The organism is Mesorhizobium sp. M0621 (genome assembly GCF_040320745.1).
Lineage (GTDB): Bacteria > Pseudomonadota > Alphaproteobacteria > Rhizobiales > Rhizobiaceae > Mesorhizobium.
The window spans coordinates 17,930-30,410 of record NZ_JAMYQF010000068.1 but is presented as its reverse complement, the minus strand read 5'-3'; the positions used below and the strand labels follow the sequence as shown (position 1 = coordinate 30,410).

The following is a 12,481-nucleotide window of genomic DNA, read 5'->3' as shown; positions in this document are numbered from 1 at the left end:
TCGAGAAGCTCTTCGCCAAGCTCAAGCACTGGCTGCGCAAGGCTGCCAAGCGAACAGTCGAAACCGTCTGTGACGCCATCGGCCAAATCCTCGGCACCGTCACGTCAACCGAATGCCGAAATTACTTCACAGAGGCAGGCTATGCCCAACCTAAATTCATCCCGCTCTAGCGTGTCCCGCCAATTCGGAGATGGACGTGGCAATTCGTGTGGCCCAAGTAAAAGCCGCAATCATTTTCGATTGCGACGTCCGCAGCCAGTTGGCCCTTATTTTCCTGAGATCTGCGTTACAGGCCGGGGCGTTGTCGCCGTTTCGGAGGGTAAGATGGGATAGGTGACCTCGGGTGCCTCTCCGGTCAGCGAGTTGAGGAAGGCAACAAGCAGATCAACTTCTTCGTCCGCCAGTACTACGCCAAGCTGGGTGGTCCCCATAATAGCGACGGCCTGTTTCAGATCCCAAACCTTGCCCGAATGAAAGTATGGCGCGGTGAGTGCAACGTTGCGCAGCGGCGCCACGCGGAAAACATAGTAGTCATCGGCTGCATTGGTGACCGCGAATCGGCCCTTGTCTTTGTCCGGCAGGACCTCGGCGCTGGGCTGTTCCACGAGGCCAAAGGGGAAATAGGCTTGCCCACCAACGTTGATGCCGGCATGGCAGGACGAGCAGCCTTTGTCCATGAAAAGCGCCAGGCCCTGTTTCTGTTCGGAAGTCATGGCAAGCTCATCACCATTCAGGAAGCTGTCGAACGGGGCCGGTGTGACCAGTGTCGCCTCGAAGGCTTCGATCGCCTTGGCGAAGTTGTCGAAGGTGACCCGATCGGCTTCAGCCGGAAAAGCTGCATCGAACCACTCGACATATTGCGGCATGGACTTGAGCGTGGCGATGACTTGGTCCGGTGTATTGGCCATTTCGATGCCAGCTTGGACCGGTCCCTTCGCCTGAGCCTTCAGGTCTGCGGCACGACCATCCCAGAACTGAGCGATGTTGAAGACAGCGTTCAGTACAGTCGGCGCGTTGCGCTGTCCCTTCTGCCAACCATGGCCGATCGAGGTTTCGTGATTGTCGTCGCCGCCCGTGGCCAGGTTGTGGCACGAGTTGCACGACAAGACGCCTGACGCCGAGACGCGTGGATCGAAGAACAGTGCCTTGCCGAGAGCGATCTTTTCCGGGGTGTTCGGGTTGTTGGCGACTGTCGGCGTGGTGGATGGCAAAGCCCTGAAGGTGGCCAATGCCGTATCTCTGAGGTCGGTGGGGATCGAATCCGCAGCAAAGGCGGTGGGTGCCAGCAAGGTGACAGCCATCGTTCTGAATAGGATTTTCATAAATGGTCTTCCTGCGTCGTGCACGCAGCCACTATGCGATCTGCGGCTCATGAACGCCCTGAGCTAGATCAGTTGAGGGAGAGGATCGGGGTCTGGCACCTGTTTTCGCGGCTGAGCTGGGACCCTCTTGGAAGTGATCGCTCTTCTCGATTGGACTTCAGGGAGGAGGAGTATCCCTGCTCGACAACCGTTTGTATGCATCAAAGCACGCCCTGGCGGCGGCTTCGTAGATTCGGTCACTGCGATCTTCCCGCCATGGTTGAGAAAGTCGAGAGCACCCGCAAGACTGGCAATCTCTTGCACGATGTGCGCTGCACGCCTTGCGAAAAGTGAGCTTCTGAAACCTCAGGGTTCATTCGTTCCTCCTGACCGGCTGATTGCGTGAATCGACCTTATCGACACCCGCCGACTGCACATTGTGATGTCACCAGCGATGGCAGTTTCAATACCTAAGCAGCGACGGTCTATGCGACAGTATGGATGTCCTATCGGAATAGCCGGTCCGCCTTGTCGATCGTCACACCGGCATATAGTTCCGCTTCTACGAACATCCCATCACGCGAGGAAAGACATGGCCAATACGCGCAGTATCGCCAATCTAGCCCTTGTGCCGGCGCGGCGCTTGAGCAGGTCCACCGGCTGTAACTGCCTCACACCTCGATCCACAGATCCTAGGCGATGACCACGTTGTCGTCGTCATATGACGGACGCGGGGCAGTGGCCCATAAGCGAGCCACCCCAAACTGTGCGGTTGCCAATGCGTAATGAAGTGAATTGGAATGATCTTCGGTTTGCGAAACACGCACATCCGACGCAGCTTGCGTTGACAGAGGCGGTTTTACGCGCAATAGCACTTCCGCCGGCCTATTTTTGTGGAGTTCAATTGTGGTTCGGCCAAGGGCGCTGGGCGCCGGACGGGCCCCGTGTAAACCTCATTAAAGAGAGAGAGAGAGAGAGAGACCCTGCATGGAAGAATTCTTACCGCGCATCGCCACTGGTGCCGGCATTGGCCCGGCTCTCGCAGAGAAGGGCGTTGGGTTAATGCTGGGTTTCCTGCAAAGCCACGCGGCCGACGGTCCCGTTGCGCGCATGATCGAGGCCATTCCGGGAGCTTCGGAATTAGTAGCGAAATATCATGGCGACGACCCAGAGGGTGGCGGCCTTATGGGGCTCGGCCAGCAATTAATGAGTGAGGGTCTCAGCATGGCAAATATCGCCGGCCTCGCCAACGAGACGATCGCCTGCGCCAAGGAACATGCCGGCGACGAACTCGTGGACGAGGTCCTCAATTCCGTTCCTGGCCTTCCGCAGTTCGTCTGATCAGCGGTGCGCCCGTGCCGGCCCGTCTGCGCAGCAGGCATTCTCCGCCGAGCGTTCCGTACCGATCTCGCCAGACCACCGACCGCCGGGCACGCGAAGCGAGCGTTGGAGTACTTCATTCGTCTATTCCAAAATCGACCTCAGGCGAATCGATGTGTATAATTTCCGGCGGTAAAGGTTTATCCTGAACGCTTTCGATGAAGCCCGCGAGATAAGCAAACGTATTGTATTTCTCGAGGACCAACCGCTTCGCCTCTCTTATTGCGCCGCGACGTTCCTTCCAGAGGTCCGAGTCGATGATTTCTTGAATTTTTGGGATTACGTTCTTGTCCTCTGGGTCAATCAGAACCATAGAGTCCGACGGGAAGAACCTCGTGATTGCCGGGCTGCCGTAATAGATCGGCATTGTTTCAGCAACGAAGCAGTCCATAAGCTTCTCTGTAAAATAGTAATCAGCACGAGAATTCTCGAACGCTATACTGTAACGGTAAGGTGCGAGTGCGTTCCATTTATCTCCAATCAGCCGAAAACCTCGGCCGAACAGGTCAAAATCGAGCTCCTTTCTCAGCCGTTCCAGAAACGCCAGCCGATATCGATGTCCTTTAAGCAGGGCGATGTCACTGGTAATCCATGAGAGCCGAAGCGGCTTATCCACGACTTCGCTGACCAGAAGTTGGTCATATGTCTTGTTTACAGACCAAGACCGAGTGATAGGTGGAGACAAAACGAATCGGCGCGCTGCATTCTGCCGAGCAGCCAGCTCTGCGTCACACGTCAGGACGATAGTATTTTTCCCCTGCCCTTCATGAAACGCGCGATGAGCTTTCGTCGGCGGTTCGCCGATTGCAAAAATTGTCCTGTTTGGGCTCGCCTCGATATCAACAGGGAGCCCAAAAAGAGAAGCAGAGTTAAAGACGATATGCCAATCGGGCACGAAGGATGTCGTGCGAACAAAAGCGACATTGTTCCAGATTCCACTGCCCTTTGGAGTGAGATGGTGGATTGCATCATCCAAAACGCCCCAAGAATCTAGACATGTAGCAACAATGGGCGCCGGGCGTTCCGTCAACAATTTGGCCGACAAAGAAGTTTCACTCCCTTCACTCGTGAAGGTACTCAATCGCCATTCCGGATTGCGGTAACATTGGCCAACATAAACCTTCCGGGACCCGCTGTCGAGGCAATTGTCGCTTTGCACTTGACTAGGTTCTTCCTCGCTTTGTGCGGTTATCAGGCCGGCTGAGTGGCAGCATGCGTGCCCTAAGGAGTTCGCAGCCCGCTCTGCCTACATGGTACGTTTGATCGTCTTCAGGCGGTTGATCAGCCCTTCCGCCTGGCCGTTGCTCCACGGTAGTTCAATGGCATCGCGAACGGCGTCAGCGTCACGGCGTAGGACCAGACCGGAACGCGTGGTGGCGACGAACCCGGAGTTGACGCCACGTCGATCGAAGTGTCGAGCTCGGCCAATTCACAGGCCCGCAAAATGCCGCGGAAACGCATGGCAAGCCTGCGCATAGTGGCAAACTCATGTGATCCCTGCTTCAGGACGTCGACCTTTGTGGCCTGGTTGATCGTCAGCACATCCCGAGGCTTCGTGCAGAGGGCCGGGGCGACTACCGGCGAGATCACACGGCCGGTCGCGGGATTCCGTATGGGACAGCGTCGCTGGCTGATTGACGCGTATGATTGAAGCAGGAGACGCACTGTCCTTGCCCGGCCTCTCGGCGCGGCGCCAGCTTGCGAGAAGCCGCTCCAGATTCGAGAAGCTGCCTGTGTCGCCGCGCTGTTCGATATCGTGGAACAGGTGTCGTCCGCAGCGATTGCCGTCTCTCGAGGACCGGCTAAGAAACGCCTCGAAATACATTGATGTCCTTGGTTACCAGCGGCGGTTCCCAGCCCCTTGGAAGAGCGGCTCACCGGGCGATGAACTTACATTTGGCCATGGCCAATGAACGTCCATCGTCCCTGATGCCACCAGCAAGTGATCACGATCCCTCGATTTCACAGTCCAAACAAGTAAAGCGATACAAAAATAGCGCGCTTAGCCTCGACTACTAGCAACTTCGGCGCAAAGTTACAGCCGGGACGCGCCACGCACCTCGGCAGGGTCGCCAACAACGAGTGGCTCAGCGGTCACGACGGGAAATATGGCGCATCGATGTCGCTTCTGGACGAGCATTGGCAATAACGCTGTCGAGCATTGTTGCTTTCGGCGGCAACCGGCCCTATGAAGCGACGCTTCGCTGACTATGTTTCACCGCCTGGAGAGTTTCATGACAGAAGAAGCCGAAAAAAACGTCGACGCCCTCATTGAGCTTGCCGCCGATGTCGTGTCGGCCTATGTCTCCAACAATCCGATCCCGGTGGGGGATCTCCCTGCCCTCATCGGCCAAGTGCATGCGGCTCTGAGAGCGACGGCCGGAGGTGTCTCTGCAGAAGAGCCGGTTGCCCTTACGCCTGCAGTCCCGATCAGGAAATCGGTGACACCGGACTACATCGTCTCCCTTGAGGACGGGAAGAAATTCAAATCGCTAAAGCGCCATCTGTCGACCCACTATGGGCTGACGCCGGATGGATATCGGGCCAAATGGGGCCTGCCCGCGGATTATCCCATGGTCGCGCCGAACTACGCCGCGGCGCGCTCGTCATTGGCCAAGACGATGGGGCTCGGCCGCAAACCGAAGGCGCCGGAAGCGCCGGAGCCTGCGCCGACGAAGCGAACCCGCAAGAAGGTCGCGGCTTGATTTCGGCAATCGAGATTCGTTCTGGAGCGGCTTAATCTGCGCGTCATATAAAAAGGCGGGGCCAACCCCGCCTTCCTTTCAAACAACTTTGTTTCATGAGGAATTCGCGACGCCGCAGCAATCTGCTGTCCTCAGTTTTTGCTCGCTCCCATCGAGCGGCCGTGAGGACCTACGTGCCTACCCTTGCCAGGACGCAGGAGAAAATTTCAACCAGCTTTGCTGAGGCTGCCAGCGGAGGACTTGCCAGTGCGGCGATCCTGCTCGATCTCATAGTTGATCTTCTGGCCGTCAGCGAGGGTCGAGAGGCCCGCGCGTTCGACAGCGGAAATGTGGACGAAAACATCCGGACCGCCATTGTCGGGCTGGATAAATCCAAACCCCTTGGTGCTGTTGAACCACTTTACCGTTCCAGTCGGCATATACTTGTTCCTTCTTTTACAATGCAACGTGGGCAGGCCATTAGGCCTGTCCGAGTCATAGCCGAGAGTTGGGCGCAGCAAAAAGCGAAAAATTGTTAAGCCCCGATCAGCTGGCGCACTCCATTGTGGGCGTAGCCGCCAGCAAGCACTGTCCTACACTACCGCTCGAGCGTGGCCGGAAGCGCTCAATTTCTTCCAACGCTCCTCAGCGCCACGTCGATGGCTCGTGTTTGGAGGCGCGGGACGTAAGGCCGACCGCTGCTCGTGCCGCAGGTCAAAGGCCGGTAGTTCACGGAACTGCCTTCGTGCATAACGGCTTGGCAAGCGCATGAAGGAGTTTCGATTTGGATTGTTTCAAGAGGGTCGAGCGGTTGATTGATGCCACCAGCGTGGAAGCGATCGATAGCGCGCGCGTTTTGCTGGACCAGTTCAAGGGCAAGTCAGAAACAATCTCCCAAGCGATTGACGAGTTCCTACTTGATTTCATGACCCTGCTGTTTGTGGTAGAAGCTACCCGCGAGCAGTTCCACAATCCGGCGAGGCGGCTAGCGCGCATCAGATTGAGCAAGGTCAGGCTGTTACTCACCCGATGCCCTTGACTAAGCGACCACTCCGCCAGGCATGCATTTGCAGCCGAGCGCACCAGGCGGTATTTTACGCACATGAAATCAATCGCGACCGCTAAATTCTGCTGTTTGGTGCCCAGGGACGACGGCAAGCGCGGACAGCTTCCGTGCTGCTGTCCTGCAGCGACAAATGTGCCTGCATGCCCCCACGGCGAGCGCTGGAGCGACAACATCTCAATTGTGTCCGTCAGTGCAGCGGCCTTCGAAGCGCATCATGTACCCGTCCCCGGCAGCGCGCCTCATCGTCTTCCGAAGGAAGAAGATACTCTCAGCCGTGCTCGCGTCGCCTTCAGCCCTGTTCGATGGCCCATAATGTCGGATGCGCAACATGTCAGACCCGACTTGTCCACATGCCTCGAATGGTTTTCTGATCTGGCACGGTGCATGCTTGGTCGTCGCAAGACGTCGCGGACAAGGAAAATCCCTCCAATGACGACCTCGCCAAGAAGACCGCCGCAGGTCTCCTGGGTCCATCCGAAGATGAGGCTCGAGTGAGGCCTGGCCGCATGTTGGTCTGGCTCGGCGCTGCCCGCCGATCCTCCCCACGGGGAGGCGAAGACGCAACGCGCCCATCAAAATGAGGAACAAATCACTTAGCCTCGAACCTTGCCTTTCTAACCGGAGCCATCGATCGCTCCCCCCTGGCTGCGCAAGGCGTTCACTGCCACCGCCCTGGCCCTCATGACGACCGCTCCGGCTCAGGCCGCCACCGACGGCGGCAAGATCGCGGATTTCCTGCTTGACTATGGCATGGAAGGGTCGACATCCGCGATCACCGCGCGCCAGTCGTCACTCACATGGTCTGGTACAAGGTCAGCAGCGCCGACGAGCCACCCGGCAAATCCGGACTTGCCCATTTCCTTGAGCGTCTGATCTTCAAGGCGACCACCAACCGCGCCGGCAGCGAGTTCGACCGAGCCGTCTCAGTCAGCGGCGGCTACAATAATGCTCCCACCGCTATGACTAGCTTTGGGCGACATGATTGGCTTCGAGGCCGATCGCATGTTCAACCTCATCCTCAACGACGATATCAAGACCGAGCGAAACGTGATCCTGGAGGAGCGCCGTTGGCGCAGAGAGACGAACCCGCAGGTCTGCTGGACGAGGAGGTCAACGCGAAGTTGCGGCCGATCAGCCCTACCCATTCCGGTCAACGGCTGGATGCAGGAGATGGACAAGCTGAACGGCACCGACGCATTCACGTCTACAACAAATACTGCCGACCGAACAACGCCGTGCTGGTGGTGGCCGGCGGCGCAGAGCCTGAGACGGTGAAGGCGCTGGCCGCGAAGACCTATGGCAAGGTTGCGCGCGGGCCGGTCCTGCCCCCGCGCAACCTGACCGGCCGAGCCCGACTAGTAGAATCGCGAGGCATCCTCTAGCGATTTCAGGGTATTCTCCTTTCCACTTGGGTACCGTGGTCTGCTAGCTGTCTGGCCGAGGCCCTATAAGGAACTGGGCATCCGGAATAGACACCGCACTTGCCATATACCCCTGCTGCGTTGAGGAGGAATCCGGTATTGCCCCTGTGCCTGCCGATGACCCGTCACCTGAGATCCCCTGACCTGTTTCGACCCATTGATCGCCTGCCGACACTTGGCACGCGGATTAGCGAGCGGACATTCGAGGTTCTCAACCCGTCGACCGGCGAAGTGCTGGCAGAACTACCCGACATGGGTGTCGAAGAGACATGCGCTGCGATCGACAAGGCCTATGTCGCGCAGCCTGGATGGGCAGGGTTTACCGCCCGTGAGCGCAGCGACGTTCTATGGCGATGGTATCAGTTGATCATCGACCACGCCGACGATCTCGCTGCAATTCTCACCGCGGAGATGGGCAAGCCGCTTGCAGAGGCCAAATCGGAGCTATCACATGCTGCGGCGTATCTGCAATGTACGCCGAGGAGGCAAATCGCGTCTATGGCGAGACGATCTCCGCACCATCGACGGACCGCCGAATGTTGCTGATCAAGCAGCCCATCGGGGTCGTCGGCACGATAACGCCATGGAATTTCCCAGCCTCGATGGTGGCGCGCAAAATCTCGCCAGCCTTGGCAGCGGGCTGCACGATCGTCCTCAAGCCCGCTGAACAGACCCGCTCGTGGCTGGAGCAATCCTCGCCCATCAGGCAGGCTTTCCCGAAGGCGTCGTCAACCTGATCTATGCATCCGAAGGTGACGCGGTCGGCCGCGAACTTTGCACAAATCCCAAGGTCCGCAAGATCAGCTTCACCGGGTCTACGGAGATCGGGCGCCTACTCATGCGCCAGTGCTCGGACCAGATCAAAAAAGTCAGCCTAGAGCTCGGCGGCAATGCACCTTTCATCGTGTTCGATGATGCGGATATCGATGCCGCAGTTGACGGTGCGATCCAGGCGAAGTACCGCAATGCCGGCCAGACCTGCGTTTCAGCGAACCGCCTTGACGTCCAGTCGCGCGTTCACGATGAGTTCGTCGAGAAATTCGTGGAACGGGCTCGCCAACTTCAAGTTGGTGACGGTTTCGCGCCCGGAGTGGACATCGGACCCCTCATCGACAAGCAGGCTTTGGCCAAGATTGAATCCCATATTGCCGATGCCGCAACTAAAGGGGCACAATTCGATGCGGGGGCAAACGCCTCGGCACGAATGGCACGCTTTTCCAACCAACGGTCCTGACCGGTGTCACCAGCGAGATGACCGTCGCGCGAGAAGAGACATTCGGGCCGCTCGCACCGATTATTCGCTTCAAAGATGCGGATCAGGTCGTCCGTGATGCCAATGAAACGATCTACGGCCTCGCGGCCTATTTTTATGCGTCGAACCTGAAGCGTGTCTGGCGTGTCGCCGAGGCCTTGGAATATGGAATGGTCGGGGTAAATACCGGCCGGATGTCTTCGGAAACGGCGCCGTTCGGTGGGATAAAACAGTCCGGCATCGGTCGTGAGGGATCCCGCCATGGCCTCGAGGACTACCTCGAAATGAAATACCTCTGCATGGGCGGCATCTGAAGCATCGGCTTGCAGGGTTCACAGACGGGTTACCTAGCGAGCGATCTCCAAACATGTGAATTGTAGAATCGCTCCTCGATTGGGAACTGAGGGGCGGTCCGCACCCGAGCAAGCACCGAATCCTGAGGAGCGCCCTAAAATAGCTGGATGTATCTCTCGACGAGACAAGCGTCTGCATTTTCGGCGAAGACGGCGCGCATGCGACGGAGGATACGCTTGCGATTTGGTGGCCCTCGCCGACTACCCTCAGGCGACGGGCTGTCGTTGCGCGGGTCTGGTTGGAAGCTTGTGCACCAAGCCATCGTCAACGCTGATTGGGCAATATCCGGCTTCAGGGGCAGAATTTGGACCTGCTACATTCCATTCAGTAGCTCAGCTGTTCTTCGGCTGACTGCCGCGCCGGTACACGCTCGGACAGAATCGAAGGTACCATCACGCGGCATTCGCATCCACATTGGTGATCGGCGCACGGTCCAGGGCGCGCCAGCTTGACCAAGCGGGTCGAACCGCATTACAGCCTTGACCGGCTGGAGGACGGAAATCCCGATGCCGAAGAGGTTGGTCAGCCCAGTCGAGCCCACACGGCATTTTCGGCACGAACAGCAAGGGCTGGGAAGCGATCGGCCGAGCGGTCCTCGAAGGCGCGGGCCAGGGTTGTTTGACGACGCGTTGGTTCAGGTCCGCTAATCTAGTCTCTACCGTTTCAGAGCGGCTTCCCTCGCCAGTGACAGCGAGTCAAGATATTTGGCGTCGTCGGCTTTGATTGCCGCGCAGATCTGGTCGAGATGGGGACAGCTCACTGGTGCACCTTTCGGCTCATAGTGTTTCCTCGTCATCGAGATGAGGATTGCCGGATTTGGCGTAGAACACCAACACGGGTCCGAGATCAAAGCGCGTCCCGGGCGCAAGGCGCTGGACGGACCGGGGCCATGTTTCGGTTGAGGCGCCATCGATGCCTCGCGCCAGCGTTTTGGCGAAGCGGGGCATCAGCGGAGCGAGTGTCGGTGCCAGGATCGCAGCGGCCGTCGTCTGAAGGGCTAGCGAAGTCCGATTGCGGGCAGGATAGAAACGTCGCGCCGCCGCAAAGTCTCGCGCCCCGCGGTAGATCACGCAATCTTGCACGAATTCGCAGACCTGAGTGGCCGCGCGCCGAACCGAGAAGCCTTCGTCCGAATAGGCGCGCTCCATCGCAGCGCGATAGATCTCTATGCGAGCAAAGAAGGCGCGGTCGACCGGGCTCCAGTCGCCGGCATCGGGTACACGGCCGGCAAAATCGTGCTTGATTTCCTGGTTCAACGCCTCAAGCCAGTTCAGCCAGATGCTTTGGAACACCTCGTTCTCGGTGCGGCGCAGTGCGTCCAGCGTGAAATCCGTCCGCTCACCTTCCGGGCGTGTCAGGCCCAAATGAAGGCGCACGACGTCGACTGTCTTTGGGCTCAGAACCTCCTTGCCCCAGACCGCATGGCGGCAGCTGGTTGAGAATTTCTTGCCGTTGAGCAGGTAGAACTCGTTGACGTGATAGCGGATGCGTGGCGTCCAGTGGGAGAAGACCTCGGCGTAAAGAGCGGGGTAGAGTAGCGCGTGGTAGAACGAATTGTCGAAGCCGAAGAAATGGACAATCTGCCAGTCGTTGCCGGGCATCTTCGCCTTCCAGTCGCGACCCATCGAGCGGCCGAGCGCCTGGATGTTGTAGAGAAAACCGAATGCCATCTCCGGCCACACCCAGATCACTTGCCCCGGGAACCCCTCGGCCGGCAAGCCCCAGTCCGAGGGGTGGGTAATGGGCACTGAGAAGTCGCCGCGTTGGCGCAGGCGCGCGAAGAGATCCAAGATCCGTAGCGGGACGCCCGACGCCCTTAGATGCCGGTCGATATTGTCGTAGGATTGGTCCATGGCAAGTTCCGGACGGCGGAGGGAGCCGACCACCGGCGCCTCGGCAGACTTCCGTGACCGCGCTGCACCTAAGTCGTGGCAAAGGTTTGGGGCACCGCATTCCTCGCAGATGTTGCCAGCGGCGGAGCCGCCGCAATCGGGGCAGAGGCCGCCAACATCCGGCTCGTAAAGATAGTGGCCTGTCACAGCATCAAAAAGCGCAGGGCTCTGGCGCAAATCTACCGCCGCGCTGCTCAGAAGACTCCGGAAACACGCGGCTTGAAATTCGCGGTAACCGTCATCGCCCATTGTGGCTTGGAAGCTGTGGACGTCACAATCGAAAAGTGCAAGCGTGGCGCGAATCTCGTCGGAGTAGTAGCGCGCCACGTTTGCAGGCGTCCATTGATCGGTAGCGGCGCGTGTCGCGACGTAGCTCTGGTAATCGTCGCTTCCGGTCAGGTGATAGGCCTCGACTCCTTTCATGCGCAGGAAACGAGTATAGACGTCAGCGCCGAAATAGGGGCCAGAAAGATGCCCCAGATGCAGATCGCCATTTGGCGTTGGCGGCGTGGAGAAGACGAAGATTGGGCCGCGTGGAGCCGTGGTCTTTGCAGCGGCATCAAGGGCGGCCTCGCCGTCTCGCCAGTAGACAGCGACGAAATCTAGGTCTTTGTTTCCGTCATTGCGCAGCACATGCGCTTCAAAAGGGTGGAACAGAACGACGTCGCCGGCCTCGACCGAGATTTCCCCCCGGTCGGTGGTGACATTGCCCGATCCTGACAGGATCACGAACGCCTCGATTTCGTCGTGCCGATGGGGCTCGGATGTGACCCCGGGTCCAACCTTTCCGAATGAAAACCCCGTGCGAGCGCTGCCCGTTCCAAGCGTGGCCGTGTCGATACCAAACGCCCGCGACAGTTCCGTTCGAGAAAACGTGTATTTGCGCATGACAACCAACCTAAGCTGTTGAAGCAGTGGGACCTTCGGCTGCCAACGCAACAGCCTCCCGTGCAATTCGTGGAGAGAAACGGCAGCCCGACCCGTTGGCGGCCCGGCCAGGATAGTGCAGCTCTGGACCGGCAAGCGGGCAACCAAGGGGGGCACTAGTCGGGCTGTAGGCGCACAGAAGACCGCCCGCGACCACCTCCGCAATCCACGTGCCAAAGCGTCGTAACGGGCTGCGGTCGATGC

The 12,481-nt window shown here is 58.7% G+C and carries 7 protein-coding genes and 3 pseudogenes; 5 read left to right on the top strand and 5 right to left on the bottom strand.

Going from position 1 to position 12,481, the window contains the following annotated elements; translation table 11 throughout:
• Positions 1-266: 266 nt before the first annotated feature.
• Positions 267-1,322 (bottom strand): cytochrome-c peroxidase, encoded by a 1,056-nt coding sequence (locus NKI38_RS29750; protein WP_352663976.1) that lies wholly within the window; start codon positions 1,320-1,322, stop codon positions 267-269.
• Positions 1,323-2,288: 966 nt separating this feature from the next.
• On the opposite strand from NKI38_RS29750, the gene NKI38_RS29745 reads away from it, so the two are divergent.
• A complete protein-coding gene (locus tag NKI38_RS29745; protein WP_352663974.1) occupies positions 2,289-2,642 on the top strand; it encodes a hypothetical protein in 354 nt (117 codons plus the stop codon).
• A gap of 115 nt (positions 2,643-2,757) precedes the next feature.
• On the opposite strand, the gene NKI38_RS29740 is transcribed toward NKI38_RS29745, so the two are convergent.
• A complete protein-coding gene (locus tag NKI38_RS29740; protein ID WP_352663972.1) occupies positions 2,758-3,762 on the bottom strand; it encodes a glycosyltransferase family 10 domain-containing protein in 1,005 nt (334 codons plus the stop codon).
• 82 nt (positions 3,763-3,844) lie between these two features.
• A pseudogene (locus NKI38_RS33600) lies at positions 3,845-4,470 on the bottom strand (transposase); the annotation flags it as partial.
• A 445-nt stretch (positions 4,471-4,915) separates the two neighbouring features.
• Between NKI38_RS33600 and NKI38_RS29725 the strand changes: the two are divergent.
• A complete protein-coding gene (locus tag NKI38_RS29725) occupies positions 4,916-5,386 on the top strand; it encodes a Ros/MucR family transcriptional regulator (RefSeq protein ID WP_352663968.1) in 471 nt (156 codons plus the stop codon).
• A 206-nt stretch (positions 5,387-5,592) separates the two neighbouring features.
• Here the strand turns inward: NKI38_RS29725 and NKI38_RS29720 are convergent, their stop codons facing one another.
• Positions 5,593-5,805 carry a cold-shock protein gene (locus tag NKI38_RS29720; RefSeq protein WP_023679670.1) on the bottom strand — a complete coding sequence of 71 codons (213 nt, stop codon included), beginning with the start codon at positions 5,803-5,805 and terminating at the stop codon, positions 5,593-5,595.
• Positions 5,806-6,149: 344 nt separating this feature from the next.
• Here NKI38_RS29720 and NKI38_RS29715 point away from each other — a divergent pair, with 344 nt between their 5' ends.
• From NKI38_RS29715 to NKI38_RS29705, 3 genes and pseudogenes are all read left to right on the top strand, one after another.
• Positions 6,150-6,404, top strand: a complete 255-nt coding sequence (locus NKI38_RS29715) for a hypothetical protein (RefSeq protein WP_352663966.1) — start codon at positions 6,150-6,152, stop codon at positions 6,402-6,404.
• Between the two features lie 708 nt (positions 6,405-7,112).
• Positions 7,113-7,765, top strand: a pseudogene (locus tag NKI38_RS29710) (M16 family metallopeptidase); the annotation flags it as partial.
• Between the two features lie 204 nt (positions 7,766-7,969).
• Positions 7,970-9,418 (top strand): annotated as a pseudogene (locus NKI38_RS29705) (NAD-dependent succinate-semialdehyde dehydrogenase).
• Between the two features lie 816 nt (positions 9,419-10,234).
• Here NKI38_RS29705 and NKI38_RS29700 read toward each other — a convergent pair.
• Entirely contained in the window at positions 10,235-12,238 is a 2,004-nt protein-coding gene (locus NKI38_RS29700) for a class I tRNA ligase family protein (RefSeq protein ID WP_352663964.1), read from the bottom strand.
• Positions 12,239-12,481 lie beyond the last annotated feature (243 nt).

Coding starts and splice junctions, on each gene's coding strand:
- NKI38_RS29745 (WP_352663974.1), top strand. CDS start 2,289: ATGGAAGAATTCTTACCGCGCATCGCCACTGGTGCCGGCATTGGCCCG.
- NKI38_RS29720 (WP_023679670.1), bottom strand. CDS start 5,805: ATGCCGACTGGAACGGTAAAGTGGTTCAACAGCACCAAGGGGTTTGGA.
- NKI38_RS29700 (WP_352663964.1), bottom strand. CDS start 12,238: ATGCGCAAATACACGTTTTCTCGAACGGAACTGTCGCGGGCGTTTGGT.
- NKI38_RS29750 (WP_352663976.1), bottom strand. CDS start 1,322: ATGAAAATCCTATTCAGAACGATGGCTGTCACCTTGCTGGCACCCACC.
- NKI38_RS29725 (WP_352663968.1), top strand. CDS start 4,916: ATGACAGAAGAAGCCGAAAAAAACGTCGACGCCCTCATTGAGCTTGCC.